The sequence below is a fragment of the Pseudoalteromonas sp. JB197 genome, from assembly GCF_002332205.1.
Classification (GTDB): domain Bacteria; phylum Pseudomonadota; class Gammaproteobacteria; order Enterobacterales; family Alteromonadaceae; genus Pseudoalteromonas; species Pseudoalteromonas nigrifaciens.
In genome coordinates this window covers 1,396,166-1,417,177 of the sequence record NZ_NRGZ01000001.1, presented here as the reverse complement: position 1 = coordinate 1,417,177, position 21,012 = coordinate 1,396,166, and the positions used below count along the sequence as shown (strand labels likewise).

The following is a 21,012-nucleotide window of genomic DNA, read 5'->3' as shown; positions in this document are numbered from 1 at the left end:
TAAAATGAAATATAAATTACTCGCTGCCAGTATTTTAGCAACAATGAGTACTTCAGCATTAAGTGCGACTTATCAATTAACGGAATTGGGTGCACTTGAAGGCGCGAAATATTCTTATGTTACCGATGTAAGTGAAAGTGGTCATATTATAGGTATAGCTAATGGCTTATATAATTTACCTGTAGATATTGAGCATATTGATTTTTCACTGAGTTTAATTCAAAACGCTTACACTAATGAAGTTAATGCATTTGAGCTTAGTGATAAAGAGATTACTTTTACGTTAGAAGACATAGAAAAAAACAATGCTGTAGCAACTAATGCAGATGCGCATAGCTTCATGATTCGTTTTTTAGCTAATGTGTCGGCTAATTATCAGTTTCAAAAGTTAAGCTCTCTAACGGCAATAAAATATGATAGCGGCGCTGCTGTTGAGCAAACTTTGTTTGATATAAACTCGCCTGATTACCCAGGTGTTACCCGCTCTGTGACTAACTTTTACAACGCTGTTGCAGAAGATGGCACTACAGTTGGTTGGGGTAGTGCTCCTTTTGATAAAATAGAGTTTACTATAGAGGACGAAACTGATCCTAAACCGTGGTTTACCCGTGACTTTATAGAGCGCGGTATTGTTATATCTGAAAGCGGTATGGAAGTTCCTTTAGTACCCCAATTTAGTGAATATGGTGGTACCAGCCAAGCCTCTGATATTGTAAAAACCGCAGATGGTTATATTGTTGTTGGTAATATGTCACTTGGTATACCGCAAACGCGTCAAACCAATATTACTGATAACTGTGATGATAAATATCAGCCATTTTCAACCTGTATTGAAGTTATTAACAACCAAACAACCCGCGGACTATTTAACAAGCATGCAACTAAATGGACGCTCGATAACGCATTTAATATCACATCTACAGAAGTACTTGGTTTAGCTTTAGTGCCAGATGAAGATGAAACTGAAAATACCACGTTTATCAGTAATGCATTAGCAGTTAACAGCCAAGGGGTTGCTGTTGGTGTATCAAACACGCGTTATTTTGACCGTGAAAGTACTATTTTAACCATGCCAGCTTATTTTAAAGATGGCGAAGTAATTGATTTTATTGAACAGCGGGATGACTGGCAAGGTGGAATGTCTTTAGCGATCAACGATAATAATATTATTACTGGTTATGCAACAAAACGTCTTGAGGGTACCTTACGTAATAAGTTTTTCTATCATGATATAGCAACAGGTACTACCGTTTATCCAGATAGCTATTTTACGAGCTCAAGCTCATACGGTAACAGTATAAACAATCAAGGTTATATTGTTGGCGAAGGTGAGGTTGGTGTTTCTGATAGTTCACGTAGATCAGCTGCGTTCATTTATAAAATAGGCGATGATAAAATCACTAATTTAAATGATTTACTGCCGTGTTACGACATGGACGGTACAAGTAGTTATGGCTATAGCATGAGTGAAGCTAAAGTGATTAACGAAAACAATGAAATATTTGGTGTGGCCACTAAAACTGTTGAAAAGCGTAACTCATTAGGTGAAGTTGTAACCGATGTTAACGGTAAAACTGAATATGAAAGTGTTGCTGTAGCAGTAAAGCTTTCGCCAATACCTAATGGCACGATAGAGGATTGCGCACCACCTGATGCCGAAGTGTATGAGCGTCGCTCTGCAAGCTTCTCTTGGTATGGATTATTATTATTACCACTGATTGCGTTTAGACGAGTATTTAGATTTTAATAGAATTTAAATCGAAAATTTAAGCCGAGAAACTAAAAAAGCCCAAACTTGTTAAGTTGGGCTTTTTTTGTCTATAGTCATTATAACTATTGGCTACTTGTTACGTATTAACCATGCTTTTCTAACTGAACGCCGCCAAACAATATCTATTCCAAAATAGCCGATAATCGCGGCAACTGATGCCGACACCAAGGAGCCAACTAAAAATGCTGGACCAATAGTCGTTAAGCTTTCGATAAACCAAGGCCAGCTTGCTTCAAAGGAAAAATGTTGTTCTGGCTGGTTTAGTACTAGGGTGCCAATAAGATAAGAGCAGTAAAAAATAGGTGGCATGGTAACGGGGTTAGTTATCCACACTAAGGCCACTGAAATGGGCAGGTTTACCCTAAACACTATAGCGGTTGCTGCAGCTAGAACCATTTGAAAAGGAACAGGGATGAACGCAAAAAATAACCCGACAGCAAATGCACCACGCGCAGAGCGTCTATTTAAATGCCAAAGGTTCGCGTCTTGTAACAAACGGCCAAATATTTTAAGTGATTTGTGATGCCTAATTTTATTTGGATCGGGTAAAAATCGTTGGATCGTTTTTTTAGCCATTTAAAGCAACCATTTACATCAATGTGGATTAGTCTTGGATTTGTGTGCGGAAGTATTGCAACCGTATTTTATTTTCAAACCCTCGAATTTATACTCATCACAATTTCAATCCTAATTGCGAGCGCTTATTTTAAGCCGTTTTCAAATGTTTTGTTAGGCTTTATTTGCGCTATTTTTGCTATCTTAGTGCATTTCACACTTTTTTACTCGTTTGAGCTACCAGCGCAGGGTGAAAAGTATGCATACTCAGTAAAGTTAGTTGTTGAAGACGTTGTATCAGCTAATGCTCCGCAATATATAAAAGCAAAAATTATTAAGCTTGATGAGCAAGATTACGCTTATTTTACTGCCCCCAGTGCTATGTTAAGTGTTGATTCAGCGCAAATATTAGAAGTAGGCGCAACCTTCAGTGCTCACGCACATTTAAAAAACTTTAGAAGCACAAAAAATTTTACTGTTTTTGACAATCAACTTTATGCATTTACACAAAAAATATTTTTTAAAGGCAAAGTACTCAATAAAAATTTAATTATTACTGATACAAAAAGAAACCAACACGTTATAGCTTATCGCCACTATATTAAACACATATTTAAAGAGTCTAAGCTTAACTGGCTTTATTATACGCTGCTGACGGGCGACAAGTCTTTAATGAACTTTGAACAAAAGCTGACCATGCAAACGCTGGGGTTAAGCCACTTACTGGCAATTTCTGGGTTGCATATTTCGTTAGTATTTGGCTTTGCTTTTTTTGTAACACGGTCACTTGTAAGCCGCACCAGAATTAGAATAAAACAAACAATTAACCTTGCAACTTGCTATAGCTTAATGGGCTTTATAGCGGCATTTGTTTATGTATATTTAAGCGATTTTATTGTCTCTGCGACCCGCGCTTTAATAATGTTAGGGTGCTACTTATTATTGTATTACCTAGCTAAACAATCGCTACGTTGGCGCAGTATTTTATACGCCTTGGTTTTAGTTTTAATGATTAACCCTTTTAATGTATTAAATCCTGGTTTGTATTTTTCATTTTTAGCTGTGGTTATCATCTTTATTGTTATTACAAAAGTACCCTTTAAGGGGGCCTCTGTTATCGCTAAAATAGGCATGTTATGTGCTATACAAGGGGCACTATTTATAGGCTTATTGCCTTTGTCTTTATACTTTTTTAATGGTGTGAGTTTGGCAGGGTTAGTCTTGAACTTAATGGCTATTCCGTTGCTCGCCTTTATCATTATGCCATTATTATTAGTGGTTGCGATATTGAGCAGTATTATTGATATGAGCCTGATAGTGTCGTTATTTGACCCCGTATTGTATTTTTTGTATCAACAATTAATGGCAATACCGCCAGGCTGGCGTTGGTTTAATGTAGGAACAATTACTTTAGATATAGTAATGTTTAGTTATGTAACCATGCTACTACTGTATTTAGTGAAATTTAAATGGCTTGCTTGTATCCCGTTAAGTGTATTGCTGGTTGATAGTTACTTTACTTCCAAAAGTGATTGGCAAGTAAACATATTTGATGTTGGCCATGGTTTGATGGTGTTGTTAGAAAAAGATAACAATGCATTAATTTATGATTTTGGCCCTAGTTATTTTAACCGCTTTAGCCGTACACGTAGTATTTTACTGCCGTATATAAAAGCTAATAACCTGAATGTTGCGACCGCTATTTTAAGCCATCAAGATAACGACCATGCAGGAGGAGTTAAACATTTTATTGAGGCAGGCTTTGAATCGACTCTCAGTGCTTTTCATCCAAATGGTATACCGAGTTTATGTAAAACCATGACTATGGATTTTTATGGGCTTAAAATACAAACGTTTAGTTCAATTACTTTTAACAATAACAACGATGACTCCTGCGTAGTTAAAATTAGTAGCGCGCAACACAGTGTACTTTTTACTGGTGATATTTCTAAGCAACGAGAGCACGCACTAATTGCCGCAGGATATAATTTAGCAAGCAATGTATTAATAAGCCCGCATCATGGTAGTGGCACTTCATCAAGTAGTGAGTTTATTGCGGCTGTTAACCCTAAAGTTGTGGTGCATTCGAGTGCTTACAAAGGGCAATGGCATTTTCCTAATGATGAAGTGGTTGCGCGGTTTAACAAAATTGGCGCTGCGCAATATATTACTGGGCAGCAAGGACAAATTAGAATTAAATTTTATAGTACTAATCTGCATGTTGAAACGGCGAGAGAGCGTGAAAGTTATTGGTTTATTAAAGATTGACGTTTTGTTTTAGCCTCCCTGAGGATACAATAGGGGCTGTAACTGTATAAAGAGAGTGTTATGGATCAAAGTACTACACAAATTTATAAACGTCTTATTTCTTACGTTGGTGCGTACAGAGCAGTCGCCATCGTCGCTATTATTGGCATGATAGGGTATTCAGGTATGGATGCTTTATTTATTCAGCTTATGAAGCCGTTTATTGACGAAGGTCTTAATGAGCGCAATGCTGATGTATTAAAATATGCACCATTTGTAGTTATTGCTTTGGTAATAGGGCGTGGTGTATTTAACTTTATGTCGTCTTATTGTTTGAGTTATGTAGGCTCACAAGTTGTACGCTCGCTGCGCCAAGAGTTGTTTGAACATATTCTACATTTACCGGTATCGTTTCATGATAAAAATTCCACCGGCGATCTTATTTCCAAAATAACCTTTGATACCGAACAAGTACAACAAGCTATTACCAAGGCATTATTAATTGTAGTGCGTGAAGGCGCTTTTGTGGTGTTTTTACTCGCAGTTATGTTTTATACCAGTTGGCAATTATCGCTGATATTTTTAGTTATTATTCCTTTAGTTGCTGTCATAGTCACTGTTGTGTCAAAGCGCTTTAGACACATTTCTAAAAGTATTCAATCAGCTATGGGGCAAGTTACTCGTAGCTCAGAGCAAATGCTAAGCGGTCATAAAGTGATCCATGGTTTTGGTGGCCAAAATCAAGAAATAGATCAGTTTTCAAAAGTAAATAATCATAATCGTCAGCAACGAATTAAAATGGACGCAACTAAAGCCTTGAGTGTATCAATCATTCAAGTATTGGCTGCCAGCGCTATGGCGGTTATTTTATGGGTTGTGTCAATGCCTTCGATGATTGACACCATAAGCTCAGGTGACTTTGTAGTATTAATTTCATCAATGATGATGTTACTTCGCCCGCTTAAACAGCTAGCTAATGTAAACAGTGATATGCAGCGAGGAGTTTCAGCCGCGCAAAGTGTGTTTTTAATACTCGACGAGGAAGTAGAAAAAGACACAGGTACTGTAAGCGTAGATAAAGTAAAAGGCTTGATTGAAGTTAAAAATGTCACCTTTAAATACCCAACTAAAGATGAGCCGGTATTAAACAATTTATCGTTAACGATTAAAGCGGGTGAAAGCATTGCTTTAGTTGGGCGTTCGGGCTCAGGTAAATCTACTATTTCTAACCTATTGCCACGTTATTATGATTTAGAAGCGCCTAGTGAAATTTTACTCGATGGCATTGCACTGCATGATTATAAGCTAACCGATTTACGTCGTCAGTTTGCGCTAGTGTCGCAACAAGTGGTGTTATTTAACGACTCCATTGCCAATAATATTTGTTACGGTTTACAGCGTGAAATATCGCAGCAAGAACTGGAAAAAGTAGCCAAGCAAGCGCATGTATGGGAGTTTGTAAAAGACTTACCAGAGCAGCTAAATACTATGGTTGGCGAAAATGGGGTAATGCTCTCTGGTGGTCAACGCCAACGTATTGCTATTGCTCGTGCAATATTAAAAGATGCGCCTATTTTAATCCTTGATGAAGCAACATCTGCGCTCGATACCGAATCAGAAAAACTAATTCAGCAAGCACTCGAGGCATTAATGAAAGACAAAACCTCGATTGTAATTGCGCATCGCTTATCAACGATTGAAAATAGCGACCGAATTTATGTTATAGATAATGGCAGTGTTATTGAAAGTGGCGATCATTTAAGTTTACTGGCAAATAATGGCACTTATTCAGCATTATGCAAAATGCAATTTGGTGAGCAAGGGTGAGCAAAATTGAACAAAGCTGGTATCAGCCTGTCAGTTTAATTACTATATTATTACTGCCTTTAGCTGCACTGTTTTGGCTAATATCAACATTACGTAAATGGCTTTATACATGCGGTATATTAACGCAATTTAGTAGCAAAACACCTGTAATTGTAGTGGGTAATATTAGTGTTGGCGGCAATGGTAAAACGCCATTTGTACTGTGGCTACACGCTCATTTAACTCAGCAAGGTTTATCTGTAGGTATTATTAGCCGAGGCTACGGCGGGCATGCTAAGCAATATCCATTGCTTGTTGATCATAACAGTACTACGCTTGAGGCGGGCGATGAACCGATACTTTTATATCATCGTTTGCAGTGCCCCATAGCGGTTGGCCCAAACAGACAACAAAATATAGAATTACTTGAACAAACCTCTGCTATTGATGTAATTATATCTGACGATGGCATGCAACATTATAAAATGGCACGTAGTATTGAATGCTGTATTGTTGATAGTGCACGTCAATTTGGCAACGGTTTGTTAATGCCAGCAGGCCCGCTTCGCGAAACTAAAAAGCGTTTAAAGAGCGTTGATTTAGTGATAGAAAATGGCGGCAACAACCCACAACGTTATAATTTGCAGCCTGCAGCTTTAAAATCTGTGCTCAATAATAGTACGCTAACAGAGCCTATATTAACAGCCCACGCTGTGAGTGCTATTGGTAATCCGCTGCGTTTTGAGCAGTCATTACAAGCACAAGGCATTACCTTAGTATCAACCCATCATTATCGAGACCATTATCCATACACTGCTGATGATTTTACTCAGTTTGGTGATGAAAATGTGTTAATGACCGAAAAAGATGCTGTAAAGTGTAGTGCTTTTGCAAAACAAAATTGGTATTACTTACCAGTGGATGCTCAACCTACCGATAGCGTTATAAACAAATTAAATTCATTATTAAAAGATAAAGGGATCCTCAATGGCCTTTGATACAAAATTACTCGAAATTATCGCCTGCCCAGTATGTAAGGGTAAATTACGTTTTGATAAAGAAAACAGCGAACTAATAAGTACAGCCGCTAAGTTGGCGTATCCGGTTATCGATGACATTCCAGTATTGCTTGAAAATGAAGCGCGTGAATTGTCACTTGATGAGGTACAAAAGTGGAATTCGTAGTTGTTATTCCTGCGCGTTACGCTTCTAGCCGTTTACCAGGCAAACCACTAGCCGATATTTGTGGTAAGCCAATGATCCAGCATGTTTACGAAAAAGCCTGTTTATCGGGTGCGAGTAAAGTTGTTATTGCGACCGATCATCAAAAAGTATTTGATGCTGTGAGTACCTTCACAAGTGATGTATTAATGACGCGTGAAGATCATCAGTCAGGCACGGAACGTTTAGCAGAGGTTGTTGATTTACTTAAGCTTGATAACAACACTATTGTAGTTAATGTGCAAGGTGATGAGCCATTATTGGCACCAGAAAATGTATCTCAAGTTGCCACGTTATTAAATGAATCAACTGCACCTATGGCCACTTTAAGTGTAGCGATAGAAGAGCAAGAAGACGTTTTTAATCCTAATGCAGTTAAAGTCGTTAGCGATATTAATAAAAATGCATTGTATTTTTCGCGTGCCAGTATTCCGTTTGATCGTAGCGCCATGATGGGCGAGCAGAGCACGCTGGATTTAACGCCGTTTCAACGCCATGTGGGTATTTATGCCTACCGAGCTGGTTTTATTAAGCAATATATTGAGCTAAGTGTGTCGCCGCTAGAGCAGCTAGAATCACTAGAACAATTACGTGTGCTTTACCATGGCTACAATATTAAAATAGAGCAAGCGCATATTACTCCACAAGCGGGTGTCGATACGCCAGAAGATTTAGCTAAAGTAATTAGCTATTTGCAAAGTAAACACGCGTGAGCATTACGAATAAAGCCTATTTAAAAGTTGTGCATAGTCATAGCGACTTTTATATTTTAGCAAAACCTGCAGGGCTGAATTTTCATTCAGAAGACGCCGCAGGTTTTGTGGTATTAGCAGAGCAGCAATTAAATGAAAAACTCTTTGCAGTACACCGTCTCGATAAAGTGACCTCAGGCTTGCTTATTTTAGCGCGCAATAAACTCGCCGCCGCTAAATTTACGCAAATGTTTACTGAGCACACAATTAATAAGTTTTACTTGGCTATTAGCGACGCCAAGCCTAAAAAAAAGCAGGGTTGGATAAAAGGCGATATGGCAAAATCACGCCGTGGTACTTTTAAGTTACTTACAACAACAGCTAATCCTGCTATTAGTCGTTTTTATTCTGTAAGTTATAAACCCGGTTTTAGGGGGTATATTTTAAAACCTTACTCAGGTAAAACGCACCAATTAAGAGTAGCGCTAAAAAGTATAGGCGCACCTATATTAGGTGATACCTCTTATGCAGGTGCGCATAGCGCACGTACTTACTTGCATGCATTTGCGCTTGATTTCTTATGGAATGAGCAGCAAATACAATTTACTCTTTTACCCGATAATGGGGATGAGTTTACACAATTAATTAAACATCAAGATTTTCAAGCATGGAAAACACCATGGCAACTGGATTGGTAAATGACTGAAAAAGTAACAGACATACGTTTTGGCGGGATCAAACGTTTATACGGACAACAACAGTTTGACTGGTTACAGCAGGCACATTTTTGTGTTGTTGGCATTGGTGGTGTTGGTAGTTGGGCCGCAGAAGCATTGGCGCGCACTGGGGTTGGCAAATTAACCCTAATAGATTTAGATGATATTTGTGCCACTAATGTAAATAGACAAATACACGCACTTACCGGCACCATTGGCCAAGCTAAAGTGGAGGCGATGAAAGCGCGTTGTGAGTTAATTAACCCACAATGTGAAGTGCAGGTGATTGATGACTTTATTACTTTAGATAACATTCATGAGCATATTCAGGGCTTTGATTATGTTATTGATTGTATTGACGCAGTGAAAGAAAAAGCGGCATTAATTGCGCATTGTAAACGCAATAAACTAGCTGTAATTACTACCGGCGGCGCAGGTGGGCAAACTGATCCGGGGCAAATTACGTTTGGCGATGTGGCTAATACTACCCAAGATCCACTCTTAGCTAAAGTGCGTTATATTTTACGCAAGCAATATAATTTTAGTAATAACCCTAAGCGTAAGTTTAATATTGATTGCGTATATTCAACAGAGCAGCTGGTATACCCAGGTAGTGATGGCAGTGTTTGCCATGCTAAGCAAAATGCCGATGGTAGTATGAATATGGATTGTAATAATGGCTTTGGCTCAGTGACTATGATCACTGGCAGCTTTGGCTTTTTTGTAGCAGCAAAGGCCGTTCGTAAGTATTTAGATAAAAAACAGCGTTTACTTAGTTCCCAAGCATAACGCTGCTTATAACTTAACCTGATCTTGGGTTAATTTAACTTATTTTTTGCTTAGCCATGGTTTGAATAGTCTCTACCATGGCTTTAATACCATTTCCTCTAGATGGACTTAAGTGGCTAATTAGCCCTAATTTTTCAAACTCTTGATAGGCGTTTATTTCAAGTACTTGCTCTGGGGTAAGGCCATTGTATAGCGCTAATATTAAGGCAAGTAAGCCCTTTACAATACGGGTATCAGAATCACCTATCACCACGAGTGTATTTTCGGTTAAATCAAACTCCACAAATAGCCACACTTTACTTTCGCAACCAGAAACTAATGCGCTGTCTATTTTCAAAACGTCAGCAAGTACTGGTAATGTTTTACCAAGTAACATTATTTCTCGGTATTTTTGCTGCCATGCAGGTGCATTTTTTATCCCTTGGGCTGCTTTATTAAAAGTATTTGTCATATTCTTATCCAACATTAGTCTAATAGAGCAATGCATTTTTGTAGTGCATCAATAAAATTATCTACATCTGTATGGTTATTATAGAAAGCTAAGCTTGCTCTAAGGGTGCCATTGACCCCTAAATGCGCCATTAAAGGCTGAGTGCAATGATGGCCACTGCGCAGTGCAACCCCATATCCGTCAAGTAAAGTTGCCAAATCGTATGGGTGCTCATCTTTATAGTTAAAACATAAAGTGCCAATATTATGCTTAAGGTCACTAAATAGGGTGATGCCATCAATTTGCTGTAGTTTATTGGCTGCATAATTAAATAGCGTTTGTTCATATTCAATTAAAGCAGGGTGATTTAATGCATTTATATACTCAAGTGCTGCACCAAAGCCTAATACGCCGGCAATATTTGGCGTCCCCGATTCAAACTTTGCCGGTGCATCGCGATAAGTGCTGTGCGTTAAGGTTACGGTTTGGATCATTTCTCCCCCGGTTTGGTATGGGGTGAGGGCATTTAATTGCTCGTAGCGGCCATATAAGCCACCTAAACCGGTTGGCCCCAGCATTTTATGGGCAGAAAAAACGTAAAAATCACAATTAAGTGTGCTTAAATTAGCTTTTAAATGCATTGCCCCTTGTGCGCCATCAACCAGTACTAATGCGCCTACCGCTTTCGCACTGGCAATCAACGGCGCTAAATTAGTGATATTACCAAGCGCATTAGAGGCTTGGCTAATGGCCAATAACTTAGGTTTATGCTGCTTTATAAATTCACAGCATGCAGGTATATCAAAGGTGGCATCGTCGTTAAGCGGTAAAATAGCAAGCTTAGCACCAGTTTGCTGAGACAAAACCTGCCAAGGTACAATATTAGCATGATGCTCAATAGGCGTAATAATGATGGTATCGCTGGCTTTTATTTGATTTTTTAAGCCATTAGCGACTAAGTTTATAGCTTCAGTTGCCCCTTTAGTCCATACAATTTCATTACTATTAACACCAAAAAATTCTGCAGCTTTATCGCGTACTTGCTCATAACGATAAGTAGCCTGCTCACTGAGGGTATGGCGTCCACGATGTACGTTCGCGTTTTGCGCTGCATAAAACTGTGCCGTGGTATCAATAACGCATTGTGGCTTTTGTGTGGTTGCCCCAGAGTCTAAATAAGTTAAAGTTTGGCTATTAATCGTTTGATTTAGGATAGGGAAATCATTACGTATTTTAGTGATATCAAACGTGGAAACAGACATAAGCTCATTTAATTAGTCAATTTAGGGCGAGAATTGTAATCTGTTTAAGATAATTCTCAAGTGCTGAGTAACAAAAAAGGCCGCAATAGCGACCTTTTAAAATACTTAAGCAATATTACAGCGAATTAACGCTTGTCAGTTGCTTTGTAGTCACGTTGTGTGTAACCCGTGTAAAGCTGACGTGGGCGGCTGATCTTATGACCAGGTTGAGATAGCATCTCATCCCAGTGAGTGATCCAACCAACAGTACGTGCCATTGCAAAAATTACAGTGAACATGCTTGTTGGAATACCGATCGCTTTTAAGATAATACCTGAGTAAAAATCTACGTTAGGGTAGAGTTTCTTCTCAACAAAGTACGGGTCTTCAAGCGCAATTTGCTCAAGCTTCATTGCAATATCAAGCAATGGATCTTGAATATTTAGCTCAGCAAGTACTTCGTGACACGTTTGACGCATTACCGTTGCACGTGGATCAAAGTTTTTGTAAACACGGTGACCAAAGCCCATAAGACGGAACGGGTCTGACTTATCTTTTGCTTTAGCTACGTATTCGTCAATGCGATCAACAGAACCAATTTCTTCTAACATGTTTAAACATGCTTCGTTAGCGCCGCCGTGTGCAGGGCCCCAAAGAGATGCGATACCAGCAGCAATACAAGCATATGGGTTAGCACCAGATGAACCTGCAAGACGTACAGTAGACGTTGATGCGTTTTGTTCATGATCAGCATGAAGCATGAATATTTTATCCATAGCTTTAGCCGTTACAGGGTTAACTTTATACTCTTCAGCAGGTACAGAGAACATCATATGTAAGAAGTTTTCGGCGTAGCTTAAATCGTTACGTGGGTATACAAATGGTTGGCCAATGTTTGTTTTATAAGCCATAGCTGCAATAGTAGGTAACTTAGCTACTAATTTAATTGCACTTGTTTTGCGTTGGCTTGCGTCTGTAATATCAAGATCTTCATGATAAAAAGATGATAAAGCACCAACCACGCCACATAGCATTGCCATAGGATGTGCATCAAAACGGAAACCTTGGAAAAAAGTTGCAATTTTTTCATCTAGCATAGTACTGCGAGTGATTTGTTGTGCAAATTCTTCATACTGCTCTTTTGAAGGTAACTCACCGTTTAATAGTAAGTAACATAGCTCTACATAGTTAGAGTCTTCAGCAAGCTGCTCAATTGGGTAACCACGATGAAGTAGAACACCTTTGCCGCCATCAATATAAGTAATTGTAGATTCACAAGAGCCAGTCGACATAAAACCTGGATCGTAAGTAAAGTGACCATGTGAACCTAATGTACGTACATCAATTACATCCTGGCCAGCAGTACCTTGATAAATTGGAAGTTCGATTGGATCTAGACCATCAATATGGACTGTGGCTTTCTTATCCGCCATCTATGTATCTCCTATTAAGATAACTATTCTGATTTTATACTCTAAAATCTGTTTTAAGCACATCTTCTCATTTTAACGTGAAAGAGGGGTATAAAGTCAATTTTTATAAGCATTATGCGTATACGTATAATAAATATTCGGTATGGTTTGAATATTATACCATTGGCTAATTTGCAAATGGCTCTAACTAAACAAGAATTGTAAAAAGGCCTGCGGCTATATATACTGTCGAAGGTTTTTAACCGTATTGTATTTAGGTAAACATATTTTTACATTATAATTTTTGCATTATAGTGAACTTTATTTGTAAAGAGACGTTTATTTTGATAGTTCCATCAGAAATATTTGGTGGGTTTTAGAAAAACAAGTAGATGAGCCCCACTGTGGGCAAGATGGGCAAGTAACTGTGAAAAAGCAAAGACCTGTAAATCTAGATCTAACAACTATATCTATGCCGGCAACGGCTAAAGCGTCAATTTTCCACCGCGTCACCGGTGTTGCATTATTTTTTGCTTTAACGTTTGTCATTTGGGCTTGGTCAGAGTCTCTTTCTTCTGCTGAAGGTTTTGAATTCGTCAAGGGTCTGTTTAACGGATTCATTGCCAAATTTATTGCTTGGGGCACCGTGTCTGTATTGGGTTATCACCTTATTGGTGGTATTCGCCATATGATTATGGATATGGGACATTGGGAAGAACTTGAATCAGGTAACCTCAGCGCTAAAATTGCAATGGCTCTTGGCGTTGTGTTTGCCGTATTGGCAGGGGTGTGGATATGGTTTTAAATCAAGCAACTCTTAAACGTGATGGTGTACAAGATTTCGTATCTTTACGTACCACGGCATTAATAATAAGCGCGTATGCGATTTTTATTATCGGCTATTTTTTAGCAACGCCAGAAGTCACTTTCGAAGCCTGGACAGGCCTCTTCTCTAACCTAGCAATGAAAGGGTTTACTTTAATTGCCCTGGTTTGCATTATGGTTCATACCCGCATTGGCCTTTGGCAAGTTCTAACAGACTATGTTAAGTGCGCTAAGCTTCGTGCTGTTTTAGGCTTTGTACTAAACCTAATAGCCTTTGCTTACGTAGCTATTGGTCTAATCGTATTATGGGGTGTATAAGTGAAATATTCTGTTCGTGAATTTGACGCCGTAGTAATCGGTGCCGGTGGTGCAGGTATGCGCGCTGCTTTAGCTATTACTGAGTCTGGCAAAACGTGTGCTTTAATCTCTAAAGTATTTCCAACTCGCTCACACACTGTATCAGCACAGGGTGGTATTACAGTAGCGCTTGGTAACTCGCACGAAGATAACTGGGAATGGCACATGTACGATACCGTTAATGGCTCCGATTTTATCGGTGACCAAGACGCTATTGAATATATGTGTCAAACAGGCCCAGAAGCTATTACTGAATTAGAAAACATGGGTCTCCCATTTTCTCGCTTTGAAAATGGCCGTGTTTACCAACGTCCTTTCGGTGGTCAATCGAAAAACTTTGGTGGTGAACAAGCTGCACGTACTGCGGCAGCTGCCGATCGTACTGGTCACGCACTATTACACCTTCTTTATCAACAAAATGTTAAAAACAAAACAAATGTATTCTCAGAATGGTATGCACTTGATTTAGTTAAAAACGATAATGGTGATGTAGTTGGTTGTACTGCAATTGAAATTGAAACAGGTGAAATCACTTATTTCAAATCTAAAGCAGTAGTATTAGCAACAGGTGGTGCGGGTCGTATTTTTGCATCAACTACTAATGCGCACATCAACACCGGCGACGGCGTTGGTATGGCAACACGTGCTGGTATTTCTATGCAAGATATGGAAATGTGGCAGTTCCACCCAACGGGTATTGCTGGCGCGGGTACGCTAGTAACCGAAGGTTGTCGTGGCGAAGGTGGTTATCTTTTAAATAAAGATGGCGAGCGCTTCATGGAACGTTATGCACCAAACGCAAAAGACTTAGCGTCTCGCGATGTGGTTGCACGTTCAATGATGACTGAGATCCGTGAAGGTCGTGGTTGTGATGGTCCTTGGGGTCCTCACCTTAAGCTAAAACTAGATCACTTAGGTGCAGAAACACTAAATCTGCGTCTTCCTGGTGTATGTGACCTTGCTAAAACATTTGCTCACGTTGACCCTGCAAAAGAACCAATTCCAGTAATTCCTACATGTCATTACATGATGGGTGGCGTGCCAACCAACGTAAATGGTCAAGCGCTACAAATCGACGCAAACGGCAAAGAAACAATCGTTGAAGGTTTGTTTGCGGTAGGTGAGATTGCCTGTGTATCAGTACACGGTGCTAACCGCTTAGGTGGTAACTCATTACTTGATTTAGTGGTATTTGGTCGTGCGGCCGGTAACTTCTTAGGTAAATACCTAAATGATGTTGAAATTTCTAAAGCGGCATCAGAGTCTGATTTAGAAACATCACTTGCACGTTACAATCGTTGGGAAAATTCAACGGCTGGCCAAGGTGAAGATCCAGTTCAAATCAAAAAAGACTTACAGCAATGTATGCAACTTAACTTCTCGGTATTTCGTGAAGGTGACTCAATGGCTGCTGGTCTGCAAGAACTTAAAGAAATTCGTGAACGTCTGCAACATGCACGTCTTGATGATAAATCATCAGACTTCAACACGCAGCGTATTGAATGTCTTGAACTAGATAACTTAATGGAAACAGCTTACTCAACTGCAGTAGCTGCAAACTTCCGTACCGAAAGCCGTGGTGCACACTCTCGCTTTGACTTCCCAGATCGTGATGACGAAAACTGGTTATGTCACTCAGTATTTAATCCGTTAACGGATGAAATGAGCAAGCGTGACGTAAACTACGCGCCTAAGTCGCGTGAAGCTTTCCCACCTAAAGCACGTGTGTACTAGGAGATAGACGATGGCACAAGTACAATTTTCAGTTTATCGTTATAATCCCGATGTTGACAACGCACCTCGTATGCAAGAATACACCTTGCAAACAGAGGAAGGTCACGACATGATGGTTTTGGATGCACTTATTCTTTTAAAAGAACAAGATCCAACATTATCTTTCCGTCGTTCATGCCGTGAAGGCGTGTGTGGATCTGATGGTGTTAACATGAATGGTAAAAATGGTTTGGCATGTATCACTCCTTTATCTACGCTGCAAAAAGGTGGCAAAGGTAAAATAGTAGTGCGTCCATTACCAGGCTTACCTGTGGTTCGTGACCTTGTTATTGACATGAGTCAGTTCTACACTCAATACGAAAAAGTTAAACCGTATCTAATTAATGACACGCCAGCAGCTGGCGAGCGTCTTCAAACAATCGAAGAACGTGATAAGTTAGATGGGCTTTATGAGTGTATTTTATGTGCATGTTGTTCAACATCGTGTCCTTCGTTCTGGTGGAATCCAGACAAGTTCATTGGTCCAGCAGGCCTTCTTCATGCTTACCGTTTCTTGGCTGATAGCCGAGATACAGCAACAGAAGAGCGTTTAGCTGACTTAGACGATGCTTTCAGTGTGTTCCGTTGCCACAGTATAATGAACTGTGTTAGCGTTTGTCCTAAGGGTCTTAATCCGACCAAAGCAATTGGACAAATAAAATCTATGTTATTAAACCGAGCGGTTTAATTACTTAGTAAATGTAGGATGGCTAATACTAATTAGTCATCCTGTTATCATAACTATTAATTTCTGCGCTAAAGAAAAGGGCTTATAAATGCACGAAGGTGTGATGAAGGCATGGCTAGAATCTTCACATTTAAACGGCGGTAACGTTGCTTATATTGAAGAGCTTTATGAAGCGTATTTAGACGATGCGACTTCGGTGCCAGAAGAATGGCGAGAAGTGTTTGAACAATTACCTAAAGTTGATGGTGTGGATGTTGAAGTAAAACATTCAGAAGTTCGAGCACAGTTTGCGGCGCTTGCTAAAAACAAGCATAGAGAAGTAGTGGTAGCAGAGGGCAGTGGCGGTGACCTTAAACAGGTTAAAGTATTGCAACTTATTAATGCTTTCCGTTTTCGTGGACACCAAAATGCTAACTTAGATCCGTTAGGTATTTGGCAGCGAGAGCGCGTACGAGATTTAGAGCTAGATTACCACGACCTATCCAATGCTGACTTTGACCGCGAATTTAATGTAGGATCGTTTGCTGTAGGGCGCGATACTATGCCTCTAGGTGAGTTATACCAAGCACTAAAAACCACGTATTGTGGTTCTATTGGCGCCGAGTATATGCACATCACATCAACAGAAGAAAAACGTTGGTTACAACAGCGTTTAGAGTCTGTTCAGTCTAGGCCAAAATTCAATAAAGACGAAAAGCTACGTATCCTTAAAGGATTAACCGCAGCCGATGGTCTTGAAAAATATTTAGGGGCTAAGTTCCCAGGTGCTAAGCGCTTCTCACTTGAAGGTGGCGATGCGTTAGTACCTATGCTTAAAGAGCTGATTCACCGCGCTGGTGAAAGTGGCCAAAAAGAAGCTGTTATTGGTATGGCTCACCGCGGCCGTTTAAACGTACTTGTGAACGTACTTGGTAAAAATCCATCAGAGTTATTTGATGAGTTTGCCGGTAAACACAAAGACACGTTAAGCTCGGGTGATGTTAAATACCACATGGGTTACTCATCTGACTTTGCTACTAAAGGTGGCAATGTGCACATGGCACTTGCGTTTAACCCATCGCATCTTGAAATTGTAAATCCAGTGGTTATGGGCTCAGTACGTGCTCGTTTAGACCGCTTAGGTGACAGCTCAGGTATTAAAGCACTGCCAATTACTATTCATGGCGACTCAGCAATTGCTGGTCAAGGTGTTGTACAAGAAACATTTAACATGTCACAAACAAACGCCTTTAGCTGTGGCGGTAGTATTCGTATAGTAGTAAATAACCAAGTTGGATTTACAACGTCTAAACAAGACGATGTACGTTCTACTCCATACTGTACTGACATTGCTAAAATGGTGCAGTCGCCAATATTTCATGTTAATTCTGACGATCCAGAAGCAGTGGCATTTGTTACTCAACTGGCACTTGATTTCAGAAACCAATTTAAGCGTGACGTTGTAATTGACCTTGTTTGTTACCGTCGCCATGGTCATAACGAAGCTGATGAGCCTAATGCTACTCAGCCTGTTATGTATCAAAAAATTAAAAAGCATCCAGTTCCACGTTTAATTTACGCTGATCAATTAATTGCCGAAGGCTCATTCACTGAAGATGAGGTTAAAGCACTTGTTGATGATTACCGTAATGGTTTAGACGAAGGTAATTGTGTGGTTGATGAAATACAGCCAGAAACATCACATTCATCAGATTGGGCAAAGTATGTTGGCCATGAATGGAGTGTTGATTACGATGCAAGTGTCTCGGTTGAAAAACTAAAAGAGCTTGGCAACATAGTGTCTAGCTACCCAGAGAGTCATAAAGCGCAATCGCGCGTGAAGAAAATTTACGACGATCGTAAGCTAATGGCATCTGGCGAAAAGCCGCTTGATTGGGGCATGGCAGAAACACTAGCTTATGCAACTATTGCAGCAGAAGGCACAGATATTCGCTTTACTGGACAAGATTCTGGTCGTGGTACTTTCTTCCATCGCCATGCGGTAGTACATAGTCAAGCCGATGGTGCGACTTACACTCCACTTGAGCATGTTGGTAAAGATCAAGGTACTTTCCAAGTATTCGATTCAGTTCTTTCTGAAGAAGCGGTTGTTGCTTTTGAATATGGTTACGCAACCGCAGAGCCAACGTCATTAATTATTTGGGAAGCACAGTTTGGTGACTTTGCAAACGGCGCACAAGTTGTATTTGATCAGTTTTTAAGCTCGGGTGAGCAAAAGTGGGGGCGTTTATGCGGCCTTACTATTTTATTACCACATGGTTACGAAGGCCAAGGTCCAGAGCACAGCTCTGCACGCTTAGAGCGCTTTTTACAACTTTGTGCTGATCACAATATGCAAGTATGTGTACCTTCAACGCCAGCGCAAGTATATGCAATGCTTCGTCGTCAATCAGTTAGACCATTGCGTCGTCCACTGATTGTTATGACGCCTAAGTCATTACTACGCCATCCGTTAGCAGTGTCTTCGCTAGAAGAACTCTCTGCAGGTGTTTTTCATAATGTGATTGACGAAATTGATGATATTAACCCTGAGAAAGTAGAGCGCGTTATTTTTTGTAGTGGTAAAGTTTACTATGAACTATTACAAGAGCGCCGCAAGCTTGAACAAGATAATATTGCTATCGTACGTGTAGAGCAGCTTTACCCGTTCCCACACGACGAAATGAAAACTATTATAGAGCGTTACCAGCACGTAACTGATTTTGTATGGTGTCAAGAAGAGCCGCAAAACCAAGGTGCATGGTATTGCTCGCAACATCACTTCAAAGATGCTATTCCACAAAACGCTAAACTAACGTATGCGGGTCGTAAGGCTTCAGCATCACCAGCATGTGGTTATATGTCAGTACATACTAAAGAACAACAAGCGCTCGTTGCCGACGCGCTTACTATCGAAAATAAAGGATAAGCAATGAGCACAGAAATTAAAGTTCCTGTTCTTCCTGAGTCGGTTGCAGATGCTACCGTTGCTACATGGCATGTAAGTGTTGGCGACAAAGTAACTCGCGACCAAAACTTAGTAGACATTGAAACAGATAAAGTGGTTTTAGAAGTTGTTGCGCAACATGACGGTGTGATTACTGAAATTACACAAGAAGAAGGCGCTACGGTACTTGGCGATCAAGTTATCGGTTTACTTGGCGATGCTGATGCAGCACCAGCAAGTGAAGATGCACCAAAAGAAGACTCTTCAACTGAAGAATCTGCAGCAACTAAATCAGAAGACGCGCCAGCGGCGCAATCAGCACCAGCATCAGAAGGTAAAGAAGTGGATATTAAAGTTCCTGTACTTCCAGAATCAGTTGCAGACGCAACAATTGCTACATGGCATGTACAAGCAGGCGACGCAGTAACTCGCGATCAAAACTTAGTAGATATTGAAACTGATAAAGTGGTACTTGAGGTTGTTGCTCAAGAAGACGGTATCATGGGTGAAATAATCCACGGCGAAGGCGACACTGTATTAGGCGAGCAAGTAATTGGCTCGGTTAAAGCGGGCGGCGCTCCAGCAGCACCAGCTAAAAAAGCAGACGCAGCTGCACCAGCAGCAAGTGAGTCAAACGACAGCTCTGATGTGTTAACACCTTCAGTACGTCGTTTAATTGCTGAAAAAGGCCTAGACGCTGCAAAAATTAAAGGCACGGGTAAAAACGGTCGTGTAACTAAAGAAGACGTAGATACTTTCTTAAAAGCACCTGCACCAGCGGCAAAAGCAGCACCAGCGGCAGCACCTGCAGCAGCAATGGGCGATCGTACACAAAAACGTGTTCCTATGACGCGTTTACGTAAAACAATTGCTAAGCGCTTACTTGAAGCGAAAAACTCAACTGCAATGTTAACAACATTCAACGAAGTGAACATGGAACCTATCATGAGCCTTCGTAAGCAGTATCAAGAAGTGTTTGAAAAGCGCCACGGTATTCGTCTAGGTTTCATGTCTTTCTACGTGAAAGCGGTAACTGAAGCACTTAAGCGCTTCCCAGATGTTAATGCATCAATTGATGGTGACGATATTGTTTATCACAACTACTTCGACATCAGCATCGCTGTATCTACACCTCGTGGTCTAGTAACGCCAGTACTTAAAGATTGTGACAAGTTATCAGTTGCAGAAATCGAAAAAGGTATTCGTGAACTAGCACTAAAAGGTCGTGATGGTAAGCTAACACTTGATGATATGACAGGTGGTAACTTCACTATTACAAATGGCGGCGTATTTGGTTCTTTACTATCTACTCCTATCATTAATTTACCGCAGTCTTCAATTTTGGGTATGCATAAAATCCAAGATCGTCCAATGGCTGTAAACGGTAAAGTAGAAATACTTCCTATGATGTATTTAGCACTTTCTTATGACCATCGCATCATTGATGGCAAAGAATCTGTTGGCTTCTTAGTAACAATTAAAGAGTTACTTGAAGATCCAACACGCTTATTACTGGATGTTTAATTTAGTTGTATGAAATGTAAGCTGTGAATGAACATTCAC

The 21,012-nt window shown here is 40.0% G+C and carries 18 protein-coding genes; 14 read left to right on the top strand and 4 right to left on the bottom strand.

The features are described from left to right. Nucleotides 1-4: 4 nt before the first annotated feature. Nucleotides 5-1,747, top strand: coding sequence for a DUF3466 family protein (locus CIK86_RS06715; RefSeq protein WP_086998588.1), 1,743 nt, complete (start codon nucleotides 5-7; stop codon nucleotides 1,745-1,747). A gap of 93 nt (nucleotides 1,748-1,840) precedes the next feature. On the opposite strand, the gene CIK86_RS06710 is transcribed toward CIK86_RS06715, so the two are convergent. Further along, nucleotides 1,841-2,347: a DUF2062 domain-containing protein gene (locus CIK86_RS06710; protein WP_011328341.1), complete on the bottom strand. Its 507-nt coding sequence runs from the start codon at nucleotides 2,345-2,347 to the stop codon at nucleotides 1,841-1,843. On the opposite strand from CIK86_RS06710, the gene CIK86_RS06705 reads away from it, so the two are divergent. The 7 genes from CIK86_RS06705 to tcdA are packed head-to-tail and all read left to right on the top strand — an operon-like array spanning nucleotide 2,327 to nucleotide 9,797. Beyond that, nucleotides 2,327-4,594, top strand: coding sequence for a DNA internalization-related competence protein ComEC/Rec2 (locus CIK86_RS06705; protein ID WP_086998585.1), 2,268 nt, complete (start codon nucleotides 2,327-2,329; stop codon nucleotides 4,592-4,594). The genes CIK86_RS06710 and CIK86_RS06705 overlap by 21 nt on opposite strands. Before the next feature lie 60 nt (nucleotides 4,595-4,654). Beyond that, a complete protein-coding gene (gene msbA, locus CIK86_RS06700) occupies nucleotides 4,655-6,400 on the top strand; it encodes a lipid A export permease/ATP-binding protein MsbA (protein ID WP_086998582.1) in 1,746 nt (581 codons plus the stop codon). Then, nucleotides 6,397-7,377, top strand: coding sequence for a tetraacyldisaccharide 4'-kinase (lpxK, locus tag CIK86_RS06695; RefSeq protein ID WP_086998578.1), 981 nt, complete (start codon nucleotides 6,397-6,399; stop codon nucleotides 7,375-7,377). The genes msbA and lpxK overlap by 4 nt, the downstream gene beginning before the upstream one ends. Next, nucleotides 7,367-7,564 (top strand): Trm112 family protein, encoded by a 198-nt coding sequence (locus CIK86_RS06690; protein ID WP_011328337.1) that lies wholly within the window; start codon nucleotides 7,367-7,369, stop codon nucleotides 7,562-7,564. Before lpxK ends, CIK86_RS06690 begins: the two co-directional genes overlap by 11 nt. Continuing rightward, on the top strand, nucleotides 7,552-8,313 hold the full coding sequence (gene kdsB, locus CIK86_RS06685; protein ID WP_011328336.1) for a 3-deoxy-manno-octulosonate cytidylyltransferase: 762 nt from the start codon (nucleotides 7,552-7,554) through the stop codon (nucleotides 8,311-8,313). Before CIK86_RS06690 ends, kdsB begins: the two co-directional genes overlap by 13 nt. Then, nucleotides 8,310-8,990: a TIGR01621 family pseudouridine synthase gene (locus CIK86_RS06680; RefSeq protein WP_011328335.1), complete on the top strand. Its 681-nt coding sequence runs from the start codon at nucleotides 8,310-8,312 to the stop codon at nucleotides 8,988-8,990. The genes kdsB and CIK86_RS06680 overlap by 4 nt, the downstream gene beginning before the upstream one ends. Beyond that, entirely contained in the window at nucleotides 8,991-9,797 is an 807-nt protein-coding gene (tcdA, locus tag CIK86_RS06675; RefSeq protein WP_086998574.1) for a tRNA cyclic N6-threonylcarbamoyladenosine(37) synthase TcdA, read from the top strand. A gap of 34 nt (nucleotides 9,798-9,831) precedes the next feature. Here the strand turns inward: tcdA and CIK86_RS06670 are convergent, their stop codons facing one another. From CIK86_RS06670 to CIK86_RS06660, 3 genes are all read right to left on the bottom strand, one after another. Continuing rightward, a complete protein-coding gene (locus CIK86_RS06670; RefSeq protein ID WP_086998571.1) occupies nucleotides 9,832-10,248 on the bottom strand; it encodes a SufE family protein in 417 nt (138 codons plus the stop codon). Between the two features lie 14 nt (nucleotides 10,249-10,262). Further along, nucleotides 10,263-11,489, bottom strand: coding sequence for a SufS family cysteine desulfurase (locus CIK86_RS06665; protein ID WP_086998567.1), 1,227 nt, complete (start codon nucleotides 11,487-11,489; stop codon nucleotides 10,263-10,265). 125 nt (nucleotides 11,490-11,614) lie between these two features. Continuing rightward, complete coding sequence (locus tag CIK86_RS06660) at nucleotides 11,615-12,901, bottom strand: citrate synthase (RefSeq protein ID WP_011328331.1); 1,287 nt, start codon at nucleotides 12,899-12,901, stop codon at nucleotides 11,615-11,617. Between the two features lie 406 nt (nucleotides 12,902-13,307). Here CIK86_RS06660 and sdhC point away from each other — a divergent pair, with 406 nt between their 5' ends. From sdhC to odhB, 6 genes are all read left to right on the top strand, one after another. After that, nucleotides 13,308-13,685 carry a succinate dehydrogenase, cytochrome b556 subunit gene (sdhC, locus tag CIK86_RS06655; protein ID WP_011328329.1) on the top strand — a complete coding sequence of 126 codons (378 nt, stop codon included), beginning with the start codon at nucleotides 13,308-13,310 and terminating at the stop codon, nucleotides 13,683-13,685. Continuing rightward, complete coding sequence (gene sdhD / locus CIK86_RS06650; protein ID WP_086998564.1) at nucleotides 13,676-14,023, top strand: succinate dehydrogenase, hydrophobic membrane anchor protein; 348 nt, start codon at nucleotides 13,676-13,678, stop codon at nucleotides 14,021-14,023. Before sdhC ends, sdhD begins: the two co-directional genes overlap by 10 nt. Then, a complete protein-coding gene (gene sdhA / locus CIK86_RS06645) occupies nucleotides 14,024-15,796 on the top strand; it encodes a succinate dehydrogenase flavoprotein subunit (RefSeq protein WP_086998560.1) in 1,773 nt (590 codons plus the stop codon). A 10-nt stretch (nucleotides 15,797-15,806) separates the two neighbouring features. Then, nucleotides 15,807-16,523 carry a succinate dehydrogenase iron-sulfur subunit gene (locus tag CIK86_RS06640; RefSeq protein ID WP_011328326.1) on the top strand — a complete coding sequence of 239 codons (717 nt, stop codon included), beginning with the start codon at nucleotides 15,807-15,809 and terminating at the stop codon, nucleotides 16,521-16,523. Between the two features lie 88 nt (nucleotides 16,524-16,611). Continuing rightward, entirely contained in the window at nucleotides 16,612-19,431 is a 2,820-nt protein-coding gene (gene sucA, locus CIK86_RS06635) for a 2-oxoglutarate dehydrogenase E1 component (protein WP_011328325.1), read from the top strand. Nucleotides 19,432-19,434: 3 nt separating this feature from the next. Continuing rightward, on the top strand, nucleotides 19,435-20,973 hold the full coding sequence (gene odhB / locus CIK86_RS06630; protein WP_011328324.1) for a 2-oxoglutarate dehydrogenase complex dihydrolipoyllysine-residue succinyltransferase: 1,539 nt from the start codon (nucleotides 19,435-19,437) through the stop codon (nucleotides 20,971-20,973). The last annotated feature ends 39 nt before the right edge of the window (nucleotides 20,974-21,012 follow it).